Origin of the sequence: Kitasatospora sp. NPDC086801, assembly GCF_044745805.1 — a bacterium.
In the GTDB taxonomy this organism is placed as follows: Bacteria; Actinomycetota; Actinomycetes; order Streptomycetales; family Streptomycetaceae; genus Kitasatospora.
Window position 1 is genome coordinate 150,374 of the sequence record NZ_JBIVAX010000015.1, and the last position, 21,998, is coordinate 172,371.

The window sequence follows — 21,998 nt, forward strand, 5'->3', positions numbered from 1 at the left end:
CTGGCGTAAATATTGTCTTGATGCCTGCAACCCTGTTCTCGATCTTGCGGAGTGAGACGGGAGCGACCTAGTATCCGCCGTACTGTTCGCCAAGTAGCGAATCGGCGAGGGGATTTCCGGGGCGCTGAAGCGTTCCCGATCGCCGTGAAAGGTGGATCCGTCATGCCTGGCTCCGATCGGCGCGCGCACGCTCCGACCCCGTTGTCCTTCGCCCAGCAACGGCTGTGGTTCCTCGATCGACTGCGACCGGGTCGGCCGGACCACAACGTCCCGACCGCGGTTCGCCTGCGCGGCCGGCTGGACCAGGGGGCGCTCGTCCGGGCGCTGACCGACGTCGTGCGGCGTCACGAGGTGTTGCGCGGCAGGATCGTCGACTCCGAGGACGGCCCGCGCCACGCCACGGAGCCGGTCGAGACCTTCGTCCCGACGATCACCGACCTGACGCACACCTCGGCGGAGCAGGCCTGGCAGCGGGCCCGGGAGCTGGTGGCCGCCGACCTGGCGACCCCGTTCGACCTCGGGACCGCTCCGATGCTGCGGGCCCGACTGATCCGCACCGCCCCCGACGACCACCTGCTGGTCCTGGTGATCCATCACATCGCCTGCGACGGCTGGTCGCTGTCGGTGCTGTGGCAGGAGTTCTCCGCCGGATACGGCGCCGCCGTCGACGGCCGGCCGATCGCCCTGGCGGAGCTGCCCGTCCAGTACGCCGATTTCGCCGACTGGCAACGGAGCCACCAGGCTGGAACCGCACTGCTGGACCAACTCGCCTACTGGCACGAGCGCTTGGCCGACCTGAGCCCGTCGGCGCTGCCGACGGACCGAACCCGCCCCACGGCGTGGTCAGGCCGGGGCGACCAGGTCGAGATCGAGATCCCCGCAGAACTCGCCGACCGCATCCGCACCCTGGGGCGCACCCATGAGGTGACGCCGTTCATGACGCTGCTGGCCGCCTTCCAGGTCCTGCTCGCGCGCTGCACGGGACAGGCCGACGTGACGGTGGGGACGCCGATCTCCGGGCGGACCCGGATCGAGGTGGAGCCGCTGGTCGGCTTCTTCGTCAACACGCTCGTCCTGCGCACCGACCTGTCGGGCGACCCCGGCTTCACCGACGTGCTCGCCCGGGTACGGCGGTGCGCGGTGGAGGCCTACGCCCACCAGGACGTCCCCTTCGAACGACTGGTGCAGGAGCTGCGGCCCGAACGCGATCTCGGCCAACACCCGCTGTTCACCGTCATGTTCCAGCTGGAGGATCCGCCCGCGCTCCCGTCCGGCCTTCCGGGACTTGAGGTGAGCGACCATCAGATACCGAACGACGTGGCGAAGTTCGACATCGAGGTCTCCATGACGGACCACGGTGATCGCTTCACCGGCGTCGTCCGCTACGCCACCGACCTCTTCGACCGCGACACGGTGCGGCAACTCTCCGAGGGTTTCAGGGCGTTGCTCGACCATCTCGCCGACAGCCCCGAACGGCCGATATCGGCGTGGGAGACCCCTCCCGGCCTCCGCGTGAGCCGCTCGACTCCCATCGCTCCCACCACTCCCACCCCGCGGCCCGCGGCCCCGCAGTCCGGTGCCGACCAGGCAGGCGCTCCCGCCACCAGGACCGAGACCGAGACCGAGCTGCTCGTGCTGGAGACCTGGGCCGAGGTGCTCGATGTCACCCCGGACGGCGTGCACAGCGACTTCTTCGAGCTGGGCGGCCATTCGCTCCTCGCCTCGAAGGTCATGTCCCGACTCGGCCGGGCACTCGACCTCGAACTGCCGGTCGCCCTGCTGTTCTACCACCCGACCGTCGCCGAACTCGCCGGCGGCATCGACGCGGCGTTGCTGGCGGACCTCGGCGCCGCCGCCGAAGCGGAACCGCTTCCCGCCGGAAAGGCCTGTCACCCGTGAAGGCACAGCACAGTCGACCCGAGCCCGGCCGACCGACCGGTCCCACACCCGGAGCCACTCCCTCGACCGGTTCCACGCCGGCCGCCACCCGGGCTCTGCTCGATCAACGCGTCCGCGCGGCCCGGAGCAGGGCCGCCGGGGGTGAGCCGGAGGCCGCGGTCCCACCCCGCCCCGAGGGTGCGCAGGTGACGTCGTTCACCCAGGAACGCATGTGGCTGATCGAGCAGCTGTCCGACGGAACCGCGATGTACAACGTCCACGAGGTCTTCCGACTGCACGGCCCGCTGGACGTGGCCGCCCTCGGCCACAGTCTCACCGAGCTGGTGCGGCGCCACGAAGTCCTGCGCACCGCCTTCCCCGAGCAGGACGGGCTCCCCCGCCCCTCGGTCGAGCCGGCCCGGCCGCTCGACCTGCCCGTCACGGACCTCCGGACCGAGCCCGCGGAACGCCGGACGCAGCTGGCCCTCGATCTCGTTCACTCCGAGATCCTGCGCCCGTTCGACCTGGCCACCGCCCCGCTGCTGCGCGCATCACTGCTGCGGGTCGGCGAGGACGAACACGTCCTGGTGGTGGTCGTCCACCACATCGCGGTCGACGGCTGGTCGATGCCGCTGCTGTGGGACGACCTGTCGGCGATGTACCGGAGCCGGTTGGAAGGTCGCGAGCACGAGCTGCCCCCCTTGCGGATCCAGTACGCGGACTTCGCCCACTGGCAGCGGGCCCGGCTCTCCGGAGACCGTCTCCAGCGCCAACTGGACTACTGGAGCGCACAGTTGTCCGGGCTCTCGCCGCTGGACCTGCCCACCGACCGTCCGCGCGGCCCGGTCCGCGCGGGCCGGGGCGAGCGGATCACCTTCACGGTGCCCGAGGAACTGGCCGGGCGGTTGCGGCTGTTGGGCCGGCGGCACGGCGCGACGATGTTCATGACGCTGCTCGCCGCGTTCCAGGCCCTGCTCGCCCGCTACAGCGGGCAGTCCGACGTGGCGGTCGGCACCCCGGTCGCGGGCCGGACCCGTCCGGAACTCGACCCACTGGTGGGCTCGTTCATCAACACCGTGGTCATCCGCACCGACCTCTCGGGCGATCCGAGCTTCGCCGAGCTGCTCGACCGGGTCCGCCGGACCGCCGTGGACGCCTACGCGCACCAGGACGTGCCGTTCGAACGGCTGGTGCAGGAGCTGCGGCCGGCCCGCGGTCTCGACCGCAACCCGCTGTTCCAGGTGATGTTCGCCGGCCTGTCCGACCCGACCGCCTCCCTCCGGCTGGTGGGGGCGGAGGTCGAACAGATCGAGGTCGACAACGGCACGGCCAAGGTCGACCTCAGCCTGGTGATAGCCGACCGGCCGGCCGCCACGACCAGCACGACCGCCACGACCGCCACGACCGCCACGACCAGCACGACCGGGACAGCCGGCACCACCGGGACGGTGGCCTTCGACACCGATCTGTTCGACCGCGCGAGCGTGGAACGGCTGGTCGGCCACTACCTCCGGCTGCTGGACGCCGCGGCCGGCGATCCCGACCGCCCCGTCTCGCGCCTGGACCTGCTCACCGAGGCCGAGCGCGAAGCACTGCTGGTGGCCGCCAACGCCACCGACGAACCCTTTCCCGCGGACCTCTGCGTCCACGAGCTGATCGAGGAACAGGCCCGGCTGACCCCCGACGCGGTGGCGGTCCGCTGCGGTGCCCAGCGGCTGACCTACCGGGAACTCGACTGCCGGGCCAACCGGTTGGCCCGGCACCTGCGAGCCCGGGGAGCGCGGCCGGAACGCCTGGTCGGCGTGTGCCTGCCGCGCTCGGCGGACCTGGTCGTGGCCCTGCTGGCCGTCCTCAAGTCGGGCGCCGCCTACCTGCCGCTGGACCCGGACCTCCCGGCGCAGCGCATGTCGTTCATGCTCGCCGACGCCGAAGTGCCGCTGCTGCTCACCCAGCGCTCCCTGGCCGACCGGCTGCCGCGGCACGGCGCCGCGACGGTGTGGACGGACGACGAGGCCGGGCTCATCGCGGCCCTGCCCGAGGACCGGCTGCCACCGCTCGCGACGCCCGCCGACCTGGCGTACTCGATCTACACCTCCGGTTCGACCGGCCGCCCCAAGGCCGTGCTGGTCCCGCACGAGGGCGTGGTCAACTACCTGGTGGTCCGCGGCCGACAGCTGGACCTCGGCGAGGCCGATGTCGTCGCCTCGGTGGCCTCGATCTCCTTCGACGTCATCGTCCCCCAGGTGCTCATGCCCCTGGCCTGGGGCGCGAGCGTGGTGATCGCCCCGTCGGAGGTCGCGGTCGACGGCCCGCGCCTGACGGAGATGATGCGCGAGTTCGGCGTCACCACGCTCATGGCCACACCGGCCACCTGGCTCCTGCTGCTGGACGGCGGATGGCAGGGCGGCCGGTTCCAGGCGATCTGCGTGGGCGAACCGCTCCAGCCCGCCCTGGCCCGGCGGCTCCTCGACCGGGTCTCCACGCTGTGGAACGGCTACGGTCCCACCGAGGCGTCCGTCGGCTGCGTCACCCGGCGGGTGGACGCCGAACGGGACCTGGCCCGGCCGGGAGGGTCCGTGCCGATCGGCCGGCCGCTCGGCAACCTCCGGATCTACCTGCTGGACCCGGCCGGCGCCCCGGTGCCCGTCGGCGTGCCGGGTGAGATCCACATCGGCGGGGTCGGCGTCACCCGCGGGTACGCCAACCGGCCGGGGCTGACCGCCGAGCGCTTCGTGCCCGATCCGTTCGGTGCCGACGGCGGCCGGCTGTACCGGACCGGCGACCTGGCGCGGTACCTGCCGGACGGCAGCCTCGTCTTCCTCGGCCGCACCGACGAGCAGGTGAAGATCCGGGGATACCGCATCGAGCTGGGCGAGATCGAGGCCGCGCTGTGCGCGCAGCCCGGTGTCGCCAGGGCCGCGGTGACGGTGCGGGGCGGCGGGACGGACGCCGAACTGGCCGGCTACCTGGTGTGGCAGGACCGCCCCGGTGACCTGGCGATCCTGCGGCGCTCCCTGCGCGAGACCCTGCCCGAGTTCATGGTGCCCACGACGCTGACCGCACTCGACCGGATCCCGTTGACCACGAACGGCAAGGTGGATCGCGGGGCCCTGCCCGCGCCCGCCCGCCACGGCCACGAGGCGGGCGGGCTACCGCCGCGGGACCTGCTGGAACTCCTGATGACCAGGATCTGGGAGCGCGTGCTGGGCACCCCGCGGGTCGGCGTCCGGGACGACTTCTTCGCCCTGGGCGGGCATTCCCTCAAGGCGGTCGAGCTCGTGGAGGCGATCCGGCGGGAGTGGGGGGTCACCGTGGCGCTGAACACGGTGTTCCGCCATCCCACCGTCGAGGGTCTGTGCGCGGAACTGCCCAACGCGTCGCAGGCCCTGCGCCGGCTCGTGGTTCCGCTGGCCAACGGAGACCGCCGCAGGGCGCCGCTGATCCTGGTGCACCCGCAGAGCGGCGACGTGTGCTCCTTCCTCCACCTGGCCGAGCACCTCACCGAACGCCTCACCGAACCAGGCACCGCAGCAGGCACCGGACCAGGTACCGCAGCAGGCACCGAACGGCACGCCGAACCCCTCACCGGCGGCCGGCCCGTCTACGGCCTGGAGGCCGTCGGCTACAACACCGACGAGCCGCCACTGGCCACCGTCGAGGAACAGGCACAGCGCTACCTGCGGGAGCTGCGGTCCGTACTGCCCGACGGCCCGTACCTGCTGGCCGGCTGGTCCTTCGGCGGGCTGGTCGCCTTCGAGATGGCCCGCCTGCTGGAGGAGCAGGGGAACCCCCCGGGGTTCCTCGGGATCATCGACGTCGGAGCACCCGCGTTCACCGGTGGATCCACCGACGGATCCACCGACGGGTCCACCGGTGGGCCCACCGGTGGGCCCACCGGTGGGTCCGACGACCACGACGCGCACGGGACGGCCCGGTTCGCGCTCGCCTCCGGGCTGCCCACCGGAGCCACCGGAGCCGTCGGAGACCTCCACGAGCTCGACGGGCTCGACGGGCTCGACGGGCTCGACGAGCAGGACGCCCTCTCCCTGCTGCTCCACGACGCGCACGCCGGTGAGCGCCTTCCCCTGCGGGTGCGCACCGAACAACTGCGGCGCATGGTACGGGTCTTCACCACCAACGGCGACGCCGCCCGACGCTACCGGTCGACGGCACGGCTGCGGACACCGATCCACCTGTTCACGAGCGCCGAGGCCCACCCCACGCTCGCCGGCCCGGTCGTGGTCCCCGCCCGGTGGCGGGAACGCACCCGGGGGGAGTTGAGCGTGGTCGAGGCGCCCGGCAACCACCACGACATGCTGTCGCCGCCCCACGTCGCGCCCTTCGCCGACGCGCTGTCGGCCATCCTGGAGGAGCTCGGATGAGCGACGGACACGAGCTGCCGTTGTCGTCGGCGCAGTCCGGCATCTGGTTCGCCCACCACCTGCGCCCCGGCAGCCCCGCCTACAACACCGGCGAGTACGTGGACATCCCCGGGCCGATCGACGCGGAGCTGTTCGAGACGGCCGTGCGGCGCGTGGTGGACGAGACCGAGTCACTGCGCGTTCGCCTCACCGACGGTGCCGAGGGCCCCCGGCAGGTCGTCACCCCGTCGCCCGACTGGTCGATGGACCACGTCGACCTCACCTCGACACCGGATCCGCTGCGGGCGGCCGAGCGCTGGATGCGCACCGACCTGTCCACACCGGTCGGGCTCACCCGGGACCCGCTGTTCCGCCAGGCCCTGTTCACCATCGCGCCGGACCGCTTCCTCTGGTACCAGCGCGTCCACCACATCGTGGTCGACGGCTTCAGCATGTCGCTCATCGCGCGCCGCGTCGCCAAGACCTACACCAGACTTGTCGAGGGCCGGGGCGGGGCAGGGCCGGCCTTCGGGCCGCTGAGCCTTCTGCTGGCGCACGACGCCGCCTACCACGCGTCGGAACAGCCCGAACAGGACCGGGCGTTCTGGGCGGCCCGGCTGGCCGGCCGGCCGGATCCCGTCAGCCTCGCCAGCCGCTCGGCGGCCGCCTCGGACGGCTTCCTGCGCCGTACCGGCACCCTCGACGCACCCACCGTGGCCGCGCTGCGGCGGGCCGCACGACCCGCCGGGGCGAGCTGGCCCAGCGCGTTCACCGCAACGGTCGCCGCGTACCTCCACCGCCTCGGCGGCGAACGGGACATCGTGCTCAGCATGCCGGTGACCGGGCGCACCGGCTCCTCCGTGCAGGCCGTCCCCGGCATGGTGGCGAACGTCGTGCCGCTGCGGCTGCGCGTGCACCCGGAAGAGGGCCTGTCCGCACTCGCGCGGCAGGTGGCCGAGGAGGTCGCCGCGCTGCGCGGGCACCAGCGCCACCGCAGCGAGGACCTGCGCAGGGAGCTGGATCCGGCCCGGTCGGAGCGGGTCCTGTTCGGGCCCCTCGTCAACATCATGTCCTTCTACTACCACCTGGACTTCGCGGGCGTCCGGGCCACCGCGCACAACCTGTCCAACGGGCCGGTCGAGGACGTCTCGTTCTCCGTCTACGACCGCTCCGACGGCACCGCGCCCCGGCTCGACGTCGACGCGAACCCCGCGCTCTACTCCGAGGCCGAACTCACCGCCCACCAGCAGCGGTTCCTCCGGTTCCTGGACGCGGTGGCCGCCGACCCGGACCGGCCGATCGGTCTGCCCGACCTCCTCACCCCCGAGGAACGGCAGCGGACCATCGTGGCCGTCAACCGCACCACGCAGCCGCTGCCGCACCCGACGGTGCCGCTGGCCTTCGCGGCCGAGGTCGCGCGCACGCCCGACGCGACCGCCGTGGTGTGCGGCAAAACCACCCTGTCCTACGCGGAGTTGAACGCCCGGGCCAACCGGCTGGCCCACCGGCTCATCGCCCTGGGGGTCCGCTGCGACAGCACGGTGGCCGTGCTCATGGAACGCTCCGCCGACGTGGTGGTGTCGGTCCTGGCGATCAGCAAGGCCGGCGGCGCCTACGTGCCGCTGGACACCCGGGCCCCGACGGCCCGCCTGCGCCGCGTCCTGGAGGACACCGGGGCGTCGGTGCTGCTCACCCACCGGGCCACCCGGGACCACGCACTGTCCCACGGCACCCCGGTCGTCGTCGTCGACGCCGACCCCGGCCTCGCCGACGATCCGGCCACCGACCCCGTCGTGCCGCTGCGCCCGGACCACCTGGCGTGCGTCCTGTACACCTCCGGGTCCACGGGCACCCCGAAGGGGGTGGCCCTGAGCCACCGCAACGTCATCAGCCTGACCGCGCAGCACTGTTGGCGCGAGGAGGACGGCCCGCGGGTCCTCGCCCACTCCCCGCACGCCTTCGACGCCTCGACCTACGAGTGGTGGGTGCCGCTGCTCAACGGAGGCCGGGTCGTCGTGGCCCCGCCCGGCGAGCTGGCGCTCGCGGACCTCCACCGGCTCATCGTCGACCACCGGGTCGGGGCGCTGTGGCTGACGGCCGGGCTGTTCCGGGTGTTCGCCGAGGAGTCCCCCGGCACGCTGGCCGGGGTCGGCCAGGTGTGGACCGGCGGTGACATCGTGCCGGCCGATGCCGTCCGGCGCGTCCTGGCACGGTGTCCGGACTCCGTGGTGGTCGCCGGGTACGGCCCGACCGAGGCCACCACGTTCACCACGCGCAGGGTGCTGCGCCCCGGTCAGGCCGTGCCCGACGTCGTCCCCCTCGGCCGGCCGATGGACAACAGGCGGGTGTACGTCCTGGACGAGGCGCTGTCGCCGGTGCCGCCGGGGGTGGCCGGCGTGCTGTACGTCGCTGGTGCGGGCGTGGCGCGCGGGTACCTGAACGACCCCCGCCGGACGGCCGGCCAGTTCCTGCCGTGCCCCTTCGGCGACCCGGGTGAGCGGATGTACCGCACGGGCGACGTCGTCCGCTGGAACGCCGAGGGGGAACTCGAGTTCCTCGGCCGCGCGGACGAGCAGGTCAAGCTCCACGGCTTCCGCATCGAGCTCGGCGAGATCGAGGCGGTCCTGGCCGGGCATCCCGCCGTCGCCCAGGCGACCGTGGTCGCCGGCCCGGGCGCCTCGCCCGGCCGGCGTCTGATCGGCTACGTCGTCCCGGCCGGGGACTCGGGGCTCGACCCGGCGTCGGTGCGGGAGCACGCCTGCGCGGTGCTGCCGGACTACATGGTGCCCTCGGCGATCGTCACGCTCGACGCCTTCCCCCTGACCCCCAGGGGCAAGATCGACCGGGCCGCGCTGCCCGTCCCGGACCTCGCGCCGGCACCGTCCGGGCCCGGACCGCGAACCCCGGCGGAGCAGACGATGTGCGCGCTGTTCGCCGAGGTGCTCGGCCGGCCCGCGGTGGGCGTCGACGACGGTTTCTTCGCGCTGGGCGGCAACTCCCTGCTCGCGACCCGGCTGGTCAACCGGGTGCGGGTGAGGTTCGGCCGTGAACTCACCCTCGGCGCCCTGTTCCAGGCACCCACGCCGGCGCGCCTGGTCGAAGCGCTCGAGGACGCCCCGGACGCCGCGGCCGTACCGGGCCTCTCACCACGTCCACGACTCTGACAGCGATCACAGGAAGCACCTCGGCATGGTCCACACCCTCCCCCATCCCGACGAAACGCCGGCACCACCGGCAACCCCGACAGCCCCGGCACCCCTGACGGCCCCGGCCGACCCGGCGATCCGGGCGCTGGGGGTGTCCCAGGTCCGCCGGTACTACCAGCTCGTCGACGCCGGGGACGTGCCCGCGCTGGTCGCCCTGTTCACCCCGGACGCCCGCTACCACCGCCCCGGGTACCAACCCATGGTCGGGCACGCCGAACTGGAACGCTTCTACCGCGACCAGCGGGTGATCCGCACCGGCGTGCACACCCTGGCCACCGTGGTCACGACCGACGACGAGGTGGCGGTGCACGGCCTGTTCCGCGGCGTGCTGCACGACGGCGGTGAGGTCGAGCTGCGGTTCGCGGACTTCTTCCGGATGACGCCGCAGGGCCGCATCGCCGCGCGGGACACCTTCTTCCACGTGCCGGCGGTCTGAGGCGGTGGACGCACCCGGTGACACCGCGCACCACGTGCTGCGCAGCGGCCACCGCGACGGCTACCGCGACGGCGACGGCCACGGCGACGGCCCACGCGGTCGCGCGTTCAACCCCGACGGGGACACTTCAGCACAGGAAAGCGGGAAGCAGTTGACCAAGACGGTCCTCACCTCCGACATCCCGGCGTTCGTCGGCAGCGGACGGCCACCGTTCGACGCGCGGGCCATCCACGAGCTGGTCGCCGAACAGGCGGAGCGGGCCCCGCACGCGCCCGCCGTCACCTGCGACGGACGGACCCTGACCTACCGGCAGCTCAACGACCGCGCCAACCGGCTCGCCGGGCGGCTGCGAGCGGCCGGACTGGCGCAGGAGGACGTCGTGGGCGTGCTGGTGCCGCGGTCGCCGGAGCTGATCGTGGCCCTGCTCGCCGTCCTCATCGCGGGCGGGGCGTACCTCGGACTCGAACCGGACGACCCGGCCGGCCGCCACGCGCTGCTGCTCGAGGACGCCGGCGCGGGCATGGTGATCGCCGGAGAGGCCCTGGGGGAGCAGCTGCCCGACACCGTCGTCACGGTGACGGAAGGCGGCCCGGCGCAGGAGCCGGCCACCGGGCCGGTGGCTGCGGCCCGCCCCGGCGACCCGGACCGGCTCGCCTACGTCAGCTACACCTCGGGCTCCACCGGCGAGCCCAAGGGCGTCGGCGTGCCCCACCGGGCGATCGACCGGCTCGTCCGGGGTGCGGACTGGGTGGACGTCCGCGCCGAGGACGTCTTCTTCCACCTCGCGCCGGTCGCGTTCGACGCGTCCACGTTCGAGATCTGGGCCCCCCTCGTCAACGGCTGCCGACTGGTCCTCTTCCCCCCGGTCGCCATCACGCTGGAGCACGTGGCGCGTGTCGTCCGCGCCGAGCGCGTGACGGTCCTGCTGCTGACCACCGGGCTCTTCCACCAGATGGTGAGCTCCCACCTGGAGGCGTTCGCCGACGTGCGGCACGTCCTCACCGGGGGTGACGTGGCCTCGCCGGGCCACGTCCAGCACCTGCTGGCCCGCTACCCGGAGCTGCTCTTCACCAACGGCTACGGGCCGACGGAGAACACCACGTACACGACCTGCTGGACCAGCAGCACCCTCCCGGAGCTGCGCAGCGTGCCGATCGGCCGCCCGATCAGCGGCACCAGGGTCGCCGTGCTCGACGGCGACCTCAGGCCGGTGCCCGTCGGCGAGTGCGGCGAACTGTACGTGGCCGGGGCGGGCCTGGCCCGCGGCTACCTGGGGCGCCCGGCCGCAACGGCCGAACGGTTCCTGCCCGACCCGTTCGGGACCGAGCCAGGGGCCCGGATGTACCGGACCGGCGACCTCGTGCGATGGCTGCCCGACGGCACGCTGGAGTTCGTCGGACGCGCGGACGACCAGGTCAAGGTCCAGGGCTACCGCGCCGAACCGCGCGCCGTCGAGGTCGAGCTGGAACGGCTCGCCGAGGTGCGGCACGCGGTCGTGCTGCCGCAGGCCGACCCGGCGGGCGGCACCCGGCTCCTGGCCTACGTCGTGCCCGCGCAGTCCGACCCGGCGGGTAACGCCGACCTCGGTCGGCGACTGCGCCACGAGCTGCGGGACAGGCTGCCGGGCTACCTGATCCCCTGGGCGATCCTCGTCCGTCCCGAGCTGCCGGTGAACCGCAACGGCAAGATCGACCGCCGGGCCCTGCCCACCGCCACCCGGGTACCGCGCAACGTGGCCAACGAGTACGTCCCGCCCGTCACCGAGGTGCAGACGCGGCTGGCCGAGTTGTGGGGCGACGTCCTCGGCGTCGAACCGGTCGGCGTCGACGACGACTTCTTCGACCTCGGCGGGCACTCCCTGCTGGCCACCGACCTCCTGGTCGCCACCCAGCGCGAGTTCGACGTGGACCTCCCCGCGCAGATCCTGTACCTGTCGCCGACCGTCGCCGAGCTGGCGACGGCCCTCACCGCCCGGATGCGGACGGCGGGCCCGGACGGCCCGACGGACGGCCCGGTGGACGGCCCGACGGACGGCCCGACGGGGGACCCGGCGGGCGGGGCACGGGAGGAGCAGCCCCGATGACGGCGGTTCCCCCGACCCCGCGATGCCCGGTCCTCGCCCCGCAGCCGGTCGATCTGATCGACCCCGACCTCTACCACTCGGGCGGGGCTCACGGGGCGTGGCGACGGCTGCGCCGCCACGCCCCGGTGAGCTGGCAGCCGGTCTGCGACATCGGCTACTGGTCGATCGTCGGCTACGCCGAGGCCAACCGGGTACTCCGCGACCACGACACGTTCACCTCCGAACAGGGCACCCTGCTCAACCTCCTCGGCAAGGGCGACCCGGCCGGCGGCCGGCAGATGGCCGCGACCGACCCGCCCCGGCACGCGCACCTGCGCGGTCCGCTGCAACAGGCGCTGTCGATCAAAACGGTGGAGAACGACCGGGAGGCCATCCGCCGGGTCATCGTCGAGCTGCTCCGGCCGTTGGCCGACGGCGGCCCGTTCGACTTCGCCGCCGCCATGGCCACCCTGCCGATGGCGGTGATCGGCACCATGATGGCGCTACCGGAACAGGACTGGCCGCGGCTCGTCCGGCTCGCCCACGCCTGCATCGCCGCGGACGACCCCGAGTTCCAGCTCGCCGCCGGGCCACAGGCCACCCTCGTGACCGCCCACCGTGAACTGTTCGCCTACTTCCAGGACATCGTCACCGCGCGTCGGCGCACACCGGGTGACGACCTGATCAGCGTGCTGCTCACCATGGACCTGGACGGACGCCGACTGTCGCCGGGCGAGATCGTGTCCAACTGCTACAGCCTGCTGCTCGGTGCGACCGTCACCACCGCCCAGCCACCGATCGCGGCGATGGTCGAACTGGCCGGGACGGCGGTCCTGGACGACTGGGCGGCACACCCGGAGCTGCTCGGCAGCGGCGTGGAGGAGTCCCTGCGGTGGGCTTCGCCCACCCAGCACTTCATGCGCCACGCCACCCGGGACGTCGAGATCCGGGGTGTGCCGATCCCCGCGGGGGCCGCGGTCGTCGTGTGGCTGGGGTCGGCCAACCGCGACGAGACCGTGTTCACCGACCCGGACACCTTCGACATCCGACGGCGCCCCAACAAGCACATCGCGTTCGGCGTCGGCGCGCACTACTGCATCGGACACACCGTCGCACGGGTGGCCCTGCGGATCCTGTTCGCCGAACTGCTCGGCCGGTTCACCGGCTTCGAACTCGCCGGGCCGCCGCGGCGCATGCGCTCGAACATCATCGCGGGCTTCACGCACCTGCCGATCACCGCACGGACCCGCTAGGGCGTGCACCACCGCAGCCGCACCCGAGAAGAAACCCCACCCGGAAGGTCATCAGTGGACGCTCCGACGGCCCGTACCCGCAACAAGTGGTTCCTGCGCGAGCCGTCGCCGGTGGCACCGGCACGGCTGTTCTGCCTGCCCTACTCCGGGTGCGGAGCGAGCATGTACCGCCACTGGCCGTCATCGGTCGACGGCGTCGAGGTCTGCCCCGTGCAACTGCCGGGCCGGGAGAACCGGATGCGCGAACCCGCCCACACCACCTACGAGGCGATGGCCGACGACCTCTGCGAAGCGCTGCGCCCCTACCTGGACCGTCCCTACGCACTGTTCGGGCACTGCGGCTCCGCGTTGGCGGCGTACGAGACCGCCGTACGGCTGGTCCAAAGGGGCTGCCCCGCCCCGACCCGGGTGTTCGTCTCCGCCGAGGTCGCGCCGCAGGACGGCCCCTACGGCCGCTTCCTCGGCATGGACGACGACGAGCTGGCCGGCGAACTGCGCCAGCTCGTCACGGAACTGGGCGGCACCCTGGAACCGAGCCTGCTCGCGCTCTACCTCGGCGTCCTGCGGAACGACGTCGACATGAACAAGCGGTACCACGTGGCCGAGCCGGTCCGGCTGCCGTGCCCGATCACCGCCATCGGCTGGACCGACGACACGGGCATCGCACCCTCACTGATGACCGGCTGGTCGGCCTGCGGCGAAGCGACGTTCGAACTCCTGGAGGGAGGCCACTACCGCTTCATCGAGGCACCGGCGGAGCTCCTGACGCTCCTGACCGCGGATCTGAGGCCCACCCGCCCCCACACCCCCTGACACCGGCCCCACCGGCCCACCGGCCCGCCTCCCACCCGCCTCCCCACCGTCCTTCCGGGCGGCATCACCAGCCCGACCGGCCCGAGAGCGTCCGGGCGCGATCACCCGCACCGGCGGCGTGCCGCTGGCCCCGGCCGGGACTACCTGGCCGCAGTACGCCACCTGCGACGGACCGATGCAGTTCCTCGCCCAGGTACTCCTGGACGACCTTGGCCGCCACGCGGGCCAGGGCACCGCCGAGGGGCGGGACGTACTCGCCCTGTTCATGTGCCAGAACGATCCGGGCATGTGCGAGGAGTGGGATCCGCAGGCGGGCGGCAATCGAGCACTGGTCTTCCCTGCGGCCGCGCTCCAGCCGATCCCGGTGCCCACGCTGGATGAGGAAGACGACCAGGAGCCGGTCCTGCTCGGCGCGGTGAGCGCCGTGGCGTACGAGATGCCGTCGACGGCAGCGGACTACGGCCAGGCCTGCAACGAGTGGGCGGGCCAGCCGGGCCGGGCTCCTCTGGACGTCCTCGGCCAACTCGGCGGGCAGCCCGCCTGGCTGCAGAACGACGAAACCCCTGCCTGCCAGACCTGCGCGCGGCAAATGAGGCTCGTCGTCCAGCTCAAGGAGGAACGGGACCACGCCACAGCGATGAACTTCGGCGGTCGCGGCGAGGCATACGCCTTCGCGTGCGAGCCCTGCACACAAGCCGTGTTCCTGTGGCAGTGCTGACCGCAGCAAGCGCCCGCCCCCACCTGGAGGGCCAAACCACGCTGGAGCAGCTCCGCGTGCAGCTCGGGGAACCCCTGTGCTGGGGCTGGGCCAGGCCCGCGATCTGGGAGGCCAGCGAGCGGTACCTCGGCTGCCGGCTGCCGGCCGACTTCAAGGCGTTCCTCGACCTCTACGGACCCGGCTCGGTGGACGGTTACCTGACAACCGCGGCGCACGGCAAACCGGCTGACGCTGGCTCGGCCCCGCCCCCGATCACCGCTGGCCTCGCCGACCACCTCGGCTGGCGCGGAACGTACCTCGTCCTCCCGGTGATCCACGCGGCCGTCGCCGTCCCGCTGCTGGCCCTGGCACTGCGTCATCCGTGGCCTAGGGAAGCGCAACCCGCCACTCCCCCAGCTACGACCCTGCGACGCGGGACGGCCTCCACAGGCCCCGCTCCGGATCGGCGCTGGTTGGGCGAGAGGTCAGCGCTGCTCCCACGTCGCCCGCCACGGCGGTCAGAAGCACTGCCGCACCACCGTGGCGGACCAGGCCGCCTACGAGCGGGCCCCCGGCCCAACGACACGGCGGCCGCGGTGACCTCTCGCCATCGCGCTCGGCACGCGGATATACCGGTTGTGAGCCTGGGCCTACCCAACCGACAAGGCCAGATCGCTGAATTGGCGCAGCGTCTCCCGGAGAACACCGTCCCATGTCCAGGGAGGCGTTGGGCTGCCGTCCGGCTCTCGACCGTGGAGGGGGATGCCCTCGGGTTTGTCGAGGCCCGCGTTCTCGGCGCGGCGGGCGAGCCGATGAGCCGCCTCCTCGAAGCCGGCCAAGCGCAACTCCTTCACCAAGGGGCCGACTCTGGTGAGGGGTGAGGACAGGTCGGCCTTGGCGGCGGGGTCGCGGGCCAGCAGGGTGGCCGTTGCCGCCTCAGCGCCGGCGTATCGCAGCTCATTCAGCAGCCGGGCCACAGCGCTCGGGGCGGTGAGCTCAACATGGGCCGCGGGATCACGGGCGAGCAGGATGGCCAAGGCCTCGGGCTTGGCCTCCTGCCGGAACCGGCCAATGAGTCCCGCCACCTGGTAGGTATTACTGAGATCAGCGTGCGCAGCCGCTCGAACTCTCATGGCGTCCGCCGCCTCGTGGCAGTCCCACACCTCAAGGGCCCACTCGAGGTCCTCGAAGTGCTCCGCCTCAGAGATGTCGGCGCAGGCGCCGGGGTCACGGGCCAGCAAGGCATCCAGGGCTGTGAACGACATGCTGTTACGGAGGGTATGCATCAGCTGTGCGACGGGGCGAGGGTCGCTGAGGTCAAGAGCGTCGATGGGAATCCGGGCCAGCAAGGCAGCCATGGCCTCGTCCGAGAAGATGTCGCGCAGTTCGTCCAGCGCTTCCACGAAGGCGCCGAGATCCGTGCGGCTGATAGACAGCAGGAGCGATGCGCCCCGAGCTTGCAGCGCGGCTGCTGATGCGTCGGCTCCAGCGGCGTGCAACTCGTCCAGCAGGACGGAGAAGCTGTAGTTGTCCGAGTCGAGCATGTCCAGCGGGAGGTGCTGCTCGGGGCTGCGTGCCAGCAGTGCCGCGAGGCTGGCCTGCGCATCGGCCTCGCGGAGGGACCTGAGGAGTTCGGCGATGTCCAGCGGATGGTTGAGGTTGACGTGCGAGGCCGGGTTGCGAGCGAGCAGAGCCGCCACGGCCTCGTCTGCGCCCGCGGCTCTGAAGGCGTCCAGGGCCCGCGCCACGGAGTACGGACAGGCGAGGTCGACGTGGGCTGCGGGGTCGCGCGCCAGCAACACATCGGCGGCCTCGCTCGCCCCTGAGGTAGCCAACTCGGCGCACAGCAGGCCGACTTCGGCAGCCTGGCCGAGGTCGACGTGCGAGGCCGGATCACGGGCCAGTAGCTCGGCAACTGCCTCCTCCGCTCCTGCGATGCGCAGATGACGGAGCATCATGGCAACATTCCGTGGTTCCGACAGGTCAACCTCGGCTACTGCGCCACGGGCCAGGAGCGCGGCCAGCGCCTCGGCAGCGACGGCCCGCAGCTCCTGCGACAACTCGTACCCTTCGAGAGGGGGCATCCTCATGAGCATCTCGCGGCGCGACGGAATCTGCGTGGCACTGGGCCCTTCTCGAAGCTCCACCAGAACGTCCAGAAACTCAACCACCGCAGTACCGTTGGCCGGATCGAGCGCTGCAACGATCTGGGAGAGGACTCCGGCTACCGCCTCTCCTTCGCCTTCGGCTCGCAACACGTCGAGTACCCGACCGATGCGACGCAGATCTCCATGCGGGGCCCCCGAAACAATCCGGCTCAGCAGCCTCGCGCGTACCTCGGGCGCTTCCCTCGCCCGCGTGTCGTGCAGCAGTCGGCTCACTGCGTCCCGATCAGTGGGGTCGACTTGCTCCGCGATCCAGCGAAGGCCGTCGCCTTGAGGGTCGCCGAAGCTGGAGATGTCGTCGAACAGGCGGCGGACGAAAACTGGGTCACCGGCCATGATGGACCTGATCTCGAACTGGACCGCCAGCTTCGTCAGTCCACGCGAGCGGGCCGCGGACCCGATTCGGTGCAGATCGTCGGCCGCCGCGGTGTGCCTGAGCATGGCATCCCACAGAGCCGTGCTGCCCAACTGGTCGGCGTGCTGACTCCGGATGTGCTGGTCCAGGTAGTCGGCGGGGTCGTAGACGGCTGTGGTTCCGGAACGGGCGCGTAGGGCTGTCAGCGCGGAGAGCGCACACCGGATGTCAGTGCGGCTGCCGTCCGCACGAACTCCCTTGCTGAGAGCGGACAGTGCGTGCTGCGCCCAGGCCGGATCCTCGGAGCGGTGCCGGGCGGACAGTGTGCCGTCTGCAGCGTCGGCCAGCAGCATGGCGGGAAGCGGCGACTTGTGGCCGAGCCGGCGGGCATCCAGTGCTGCGGTGAGCAGCGCGTGTTCGGTATGGGTGAAGGAGTGACCAGGACCATCCAGGTATGCCGCCAGCAACTCCGGCCCTCCAGAGAGGTGCTGCACCACTCGTCCGTCATTGACACCGGCCGCGAGAGCGCGGCTCAGCCGGTCGTCCGAGTGCTGTCGAGCCAGCACCTGCCAGGCAGCTCGGTCATCCTGCGACAGCTCGGCGGCCACCGCGATCCGACGGGTGTGTGGCCCGGTGAGCAGTGCGCGCGCTTGGGCGTTTGGGTCCCCGGACACTCCCTGCCTGGTGAGCTCGTCCCAGTAGGGGTCCTGCCACAGGGTTCCCACGGCTACGATGCCGGGCTGCCGCTCCAGCAACCCGCGCAGGGCCGCAGCCGCCCGCGCGCCGGCAGAGTCGTAGAAGAACCGCTGGCTTTCGTTCAGCCACAGCACCGTCCCGGTGGTGATCCGACCATCCGCCACAAGAGCAAGCAGGTCGTCAGCGGTAGCGGGGCGCAGCAGTGGCCGGGCGGGCGCAAGCTCCAGGACGGCCTCGTAGTTGGCGCGGGTCTTGCCGGTCGAGGACTCTCCGGTCAGCATCACCAGCACGGACAGTTCGGCCTCCAGGGCCGGGGCGAGCACTTGGCGCAGCAGCGTGTCATGACTGCGTGACAGGTACGGGGTGAGCAACGGGTGCTGTGCGCTGCCTGTGCCGGGCAGGACAGCAGGGTGGACCTCCAGCAGCGTCGGCCCGACGCTGAGCAGGGAGTCCTCGTGCGGCGCCTCGGGGCGGGCGGCGGTGCTGGCCCTGCGGGAATCGCGTTCCGCGACGTGCTCGGTGCGGGCCGACTCCAACAGCTTGCGCCACTCGCGCGTGTCCAGCTTCTCGCCTGCCCACATGGACCAGACGCAGACTAGGGCCAATACGGCGTCATCGCTCCCCACCTGCGGCACTTTGAACTTGTCCTGGTCATCCGGCGCCCAGTCGCTGACCCGCTTGCCAACGAACTGTTCGGCGCCCGGGTGACCGCTCCTGCGTACCTCTTTCTCCAGGGCAACTTGGCTGTAGGGCCGCTGCTGGGCCCGCCTGGCTTTGCGGGCAGTTGCCTGCAGCCTGCGAAGGCGCCCGTACAGCGCGTCCTGCTCCACACCCACCTGGGTCGCCCCTCTCGCTCCCGCCACTGGCGCCGGCCGGTGCTGCCCGCTTCGGGCACAGCGGGCAGCGGGCCGACAGACGCGTCACCAGCAGCGTAGAGCCTCGGTCTGCCCGATGCACCCGCGACCTCGGACGGCGGTGCACCGCTAGCGGCAGAGTTCAATCCCGCCGGGCCCGGCAGACCAAACCCCGCGTCTACCAAGGAGACTTCCCATGAGCCTTACCTTCCAGCCCCGAACCGACCAGCCCTCCGTCCGCAAGCCTGCCCCGCGCACCGCCTCGATCTGGGAGCTGGCGATGCGTCGGCTTGTCCTCGGGCTGGCCGCTGTCCTCCCAACGGTGGTCTTGGACCTCGTCAACTGGTGGACCCGCACCCGCTGACGAGGCCTGTGGCCGGTCCTATGCCAGCGGCGGGCCTACAATCGGCTGGGCTCCACCGCTGTCCACCGGCGGGCGACCGAGTGCTGGGCCCCCGCCACCCGGCCTTCGTCCTCAGACATTTCCACTACCTGTGCAGCGAGTTCGGCGCCCCCGGGCCACCGTCCACGACCTCGCCGCGACCATCTCCATCACCGTCGGCGTCCCCCTCACGGTGGTCTCCAAGACGCTCCGGCACGCAACCCTGTCCACCACCGCGAACATCCACGGCCACCTCACCACCCAGGCCGCCCGCGACGCCGTCGACCGCGCCCTCACCTCCGCCGGGCCTATCGAGCTCCCAAGCCCGCGCTCACACCACTAGAGTTCGCAGCCAGAGGGTCGTCACCCCAGCCAGGATGACAAGCAGCGTCGGCGGGGGCGAGTTGCCGCTGCCTCGGGCTCCTTGTCAGCCCGCTACTGTCTTCGCTCATGACCGCGTTACTCGAACATCAGCTCCGGGACTTCTTGGCGGAACTGCTGGACGTTCTCGAATCAGGACTGGCCCTGGTCCGCTGCGAGTTTGCGCTGAGCGACGCGCCGCTCCGTACGAGGGGTTGGATTGACATCCTCGCTCGCGATCGACACGGCCTGTGGGTAATCATCGAGTTGAAGCGTGCGACGTCCACGTCGCGTGAGGCGTTGCACGAGGTCGCGAAGTACGCTGAGCTGCTCCAGCGTGACAAGCAGGTCGCGCCTGGCCGCATCCGTGCCCTTATCGTGTCGACCGACTGGCGCGAACTGCTCGTGCCGGTCAGCAACATGGCCCGGGACTGGAACCATGACCTTCGCGACTACGAACTCCAGGTACATGACGACCGGACACTGAGCGCAGAGCGCGTCGCGCTGCTTCCCTCGTCGCCGGAACAGTACGTCACGCCGGTGCATGGCATTTACCTCTACGCGACGCTCCAAGACCCAATGCCGCTTAGCCTGCGCGTTTCATCCGGGGTCGCGTCCGGATCATGATCGGAAAAGCGAAAGTGCCTTCTGAGCTGCAACGATGAGGCTTGTCTAAGGTCCCAGTCGTACCAGCAGGAAGGCACTTTCTGCGTGCACACTACCCGGTCACGGCCCAAGCTCGTCGTCAGCGCCGACGGGCAGGGGGTGGTCAATCACGCCGGCTCGCGTCTGCTCGCGGATCTGGCCGACGCCACCTCGCTGACCAGCGCATTCAGCGATGCCCTGCACCGGTTGCGGCCGCGCAGGACCGGGCATGATCCCGGCCGCGTCGCGGTGGACCTGGCGGTGATGCTCGCCGACGGAGGCGAGGCGATCGCCGATCTGGCCGTGCTGCGCGACCAGCGCGACGTGTTCGGCCCCGTCGCCTCCACCCCGACCGCCTGGCGAGTGCTGGCCGGTATCGACGCCGCCGCCCTGAACGCACTGCGGGCAGCCAGGGCCAGGACCCGCGAGGTCGCCTGGCTGCAAGCGGACGAGACCGCCCACCCCATACCCCCATCACATGCCGGAGGGCGTGAACTACCGGGCCTGGTCCTGGACATCGACGCCACCCTGGTCACCTGCCACTCCGAGAAGGAACAGTCCGCCGCCACCTACAAACGCGGCTTCGGCTACCACCCGATGCTCTGCTTCCTGGACAACACCGGAGAGGCCCTCGCGGGCGTCCTGCGGCCGGGCAACGCCGGGGCGAACACCGCAGCCGACCACATCACCGTCCTCGATCAAGCCCTCGCGCAGATTCCCGACGCCCACCGACACGGCACCCCGGTCCTCATCCGCGCCGACAGCGCGGGCAGCGCGAAAGCCTTCCTCGCCCACCTACGCGCCCTGCGACAACGCGGGATCCAGACCACCTTCTCCGTCGGGCACGCCGTCACCGAACAGGTCCGCAAGGCCATCCGAGTCCTGCCCGACCAGGCCTGGCATCCCGCACTGGAGCAGGACGGGGCCCTTCGTGCCGGCGCCGAGGTCGCTGAGCTGTCCGGCCTGGTCGACCTCACCGGATACCCGGACGGCACCCGCATCATCGTCCGCCGCGAGCGTCCCCATCCGGGCGCCCAGTTGTCGCTGTTCGACCAGGACGAAGGCATGCGCCACCAGGTCTTCCTCACCGATACGCCCCTCGCCGGCGGCGGTTCGATCCAGTACCTGGAGGTCCGCCACCGGGCTCACGCCCGGGTCGAGGACCACATCCGCTGCGGCAAGACCACCGGCTTCGGCCGCTTCCCCTCCCGCCACTTCGCCATCAACCAGGCCTGGCTGGAACTGTCCCTGACCGCGATCGACCTGCTGGCCTGGACGCGAACCCTGCTGCTGGACGGCGAGCTGGCCACCGCTGAGCCCAAGAAGCTCCGCTACCGCCTTCTGCACGCTGCCGCCCGGATCACGCGCGGAGCCCGCCGCCTACGCCTACGGATCGCCGCCACCTGGCCCTGGCGTCACGAACTGACCGCGGCGTTCAGCCGCCTGGTGGCACTACCCCGACCGGCCACCTGACAGACGAAGCCGCCCCTGACCACCAACGACCCAGGACCCAGGAGCACCCGGCCATCGCGCCGGGCCCTCGGCATGCCCAACATCCGACGGCAGCCCCGCGACCTTCGACACAGGGATCACCCCAGATCAGCCGACGCGAACCAAAACACGGAGGCTAACACATAACAGGACCGGATCCCGCATGTGGGAAGGCATGCTCGGGTGGTCTCGTTCTGTCCCCGGCCCTGGGGGCACGTGATGCTGAGGTGACCCCTGTGATGTGGACAGTCTGATGGCGGATCTTGATGGTCCGGGAAGATGGTTCATATGGCAGGGCGGAAGTACACCCCGGAGTTCCGGGCGGACGCGGTGGCGTTGTGGCG

General features: G+C 71.7%; 13 protein-coding genes. 12 read left to right on the forward strand and 1 reads right to left on the reverse strand.

Annotation, left to right across the window (positions count from 1 at the left end):
• The first annotated feature begins 162 nt into the window (after window positions 1-162).
• From ACIPLC_RS18675 to ACIPLC_RS18710, 8 genes are all read left to right on the forward strand, one after another.
• Complete coding sequence (locus ACIPLC_RS18675; RefSeq protein WP_400474083.1) at window positions 163-1,899, forward strand: condensation domain-containing protein; 1,737 nt, start codon at window positions 163-165, stop codon at window positions 1,897-1,899.
• 185 nt (window positions 1,900-2,084) lie between these two features.
• Window positions 2,085-6,260: an amino acid adenylation domain-containing protein gene (locus ACIPLC_RS18680; protein ID WP_400474084.1), complete on the forward strand. Its 4,176-nt coding sequence runs from the start codon at window positions 2,085-2,087 to the stop codon at window positions 6,258-6,260.
• The gene (locus ACIPLC_RS18685) at window positions 6,257-9,403 is read left to right on the forward strand and encodes an amino acid adenylation domain-containing protein (protein ID WP_400474085.1); all 3,147 of its coding nucleotides are present in this window, start codon (window positions 6,257-6,259) and stop codon (window positions 9,401-9,403) included. Before ACIPLC_RS18680 ends, ACIPLC_RS18685 begins: the two co-directional genes overlap by 4 nt.
• 25 nt (window positions 9,404-9,428) lie before the next feature.
• Window positions 9,429-9,881: a nuclear transport factor 2 family protein gene (locus ACIPLC_RS18690; protein ID WP_400474086.1), complete on the forward strand. Its 453-nt coding sequence runs from the start codon at window positions 9,429-9,431 to the stop codon at window positions 9,879-9,881.
• Window positions 9,882-9,885: 4 nt separating this feature from the next.
• A complete protein-coding gene (locus ACIPLC_RS18695) occupies window positions 9,886-11,964 on the forward strand; it encodes an amino acid adenylation domain-containing protein (protein ID WP_400474087.1) in 2,079 nt (692 codons plus the stop codon).
• The gene (locus ACIPLC_RS18700; RefSeq protein ID WP_400474088.1) at window positions 11,961-13,196 is read left to right on the forward strand and encodes a cytochrome P450; all 1,236 of its coding nucleotides are present in this window, start codon (window positions 11,961-11,963) and stop codon (window positions 13,194-13,196) included. Before ACIPLC_RS18695 ends, ACIPLC_RS18700 begins: the two co-directional genes overlap by 4 nt.
• Window positions 13,197-13,250: 54 nt before the next feature.
• On the forward strand, window positions 13,251-14,009 hold the full coding sequence (locus tag ACIPLC_RS18705; RefSeq protein WP_400474089.1) for a thioesterase II family protein: 759 nt from the start codon (window positions 13,251-13,253) through the stop codon (window positions 14,007-14,009).
• A 118-nt stretch (window positions 14,010-14,127) separates the two neighbouring features.
• Window positions 14,128-14,727 (forward strand): DUF1963 domain-containing protein, encoded by a 600-nt coding sequence (locus ACIPLC_RS18710; protein ID WP_400474090.1) that lies wholly within the window; start codon window positions 14,128-14,130, stop codon window positions 14,725-14,727.
• Between the two features lie 629 nt (window positions 14,728-15,356).
• Here ACIPLC_RS18710 and ACIPLC_RS18715 read toward each other — a convergent pair.
• On the reverse strand, window positions 15,357-18,752 hold the full coding sequence (locus ACIPLC_RS18715; protein ID WP_400474091.1) for a hypothetical protein: 3,396 nt from the start codon (window positions 18,750-18,752) through the stop codon (window positions 15,357-15,359).
• A 220-nt stretch (window positions 18,753-18,972) separates the two neighbouring features.
• Here ACIPLC_RS18715 and ACIPLC_RS18720 point away from each other — a divergent pair, with 220 nt between their 5' ends.
• The 4 genes from ACIPLC_RS18720 (at window position 18,973) to ACIPLC_RS18735 (ending at window position 21,636) form a co-directional block, all read left to right on the forward strand.
• Entirely contained in the window at window positions 18,973-19,140 is a 168-nt protein-coding gene (locus ACIPLC_RS18720) for a hypothetical protein (RefSeq protein WP_400474092.1), read from the forward strand.
• A 130-nt stretch (window positions 19,141-19,270) separates the two neighbouring features.
• Window positions 19,271-19,501 carry a hypothetical protein gene (locus ACIPLC_RS18725; RefSeq protein WP_400474093.1) on the forward strand — a complete coding sequence of 77 codons (231 nt, stop codon included), beginning with the start codon at window positions 19,271-19,273 and terminating at the stop codon, window positions 19,499-19,501.
• A gap of 107 nt (window positions 19,502-19,608) precedes the next feature.
• On the forward strand, window positions 19,609-20,145 hold the full coding sequence (locus ACIPLC_RS18730; RefSeq protein ID WP_400474094.1) for an endonuclease NucS domain-containing protein: 537 nt from the start codon (window positions 19,609-19,611) through the stop codon (window positions 20,143-20,145).
• An 84-nt stretch (window positions 20,146-20,229) separates the two neighbouring features.
• Window positions 20,230-21,636 carry an IS1380 family transposase gene (locus ACIPLC_RS18735; RefSeq protein ID WP_400474095.1) on the forward strand — a complete coding sequence of 469 codons (1,407 nt, stop codon included), beginning with the start codon at window positions 20,230-20,232 and terminating at the stop codon, window positions 21,634-21,636.
• Window positions 21,637-21,998 lie beyond the last annotated feature (362 nt).

Excerpts from the sequence above, each read along its gene's own strand:
- ACIPLC_RS18730 (WP_400474094.1), top strand. The coding sequence starts at position 19,609 with ATGACCGCGTTACTCGAACATCAGCTCCGGGACTTCTTGGCGGAACTG.
- ACIPLC_RS18675 (WP_400474083.1), top strand. The coding sequence starts at position 163 with ATGCCTGGCTCCGATCGGCGCGCGCACGCTCCGACCCCGTTGTCCTTC.
- ACIPLC_RS18690 (WP_400474086.1), top strand. The coding sequence starts at position 9,429 with ATGGTCCACACCCTCCCCCATCCCGACGAAACGCCGGCACCACCGGCA.
- ACIPLC_RS18700 (WP_400474088.1), top strand. The coding sequence starts at position 11,961 with ATGACGGCGGTTCCCCCGACCCCGCGATGCCCGGTCCTCGCCCCGCAG.
- ACIPLC_RS18720 (WP_400474092.1), top strand. The coding sequence starts at position 18,973 with ATGAGCCTTACCTTCCAGCCCCGAACCGACCAGCCCTCCGTCCGCAAG.
- ACIPLC_RS18685 (WP_400474085.1), top strand. The coding sequence starts at position 6,257 with ATGAGCGACGGACACGAGCTGCCGTTGTCGTCGGCGCAGTCCGGCATC.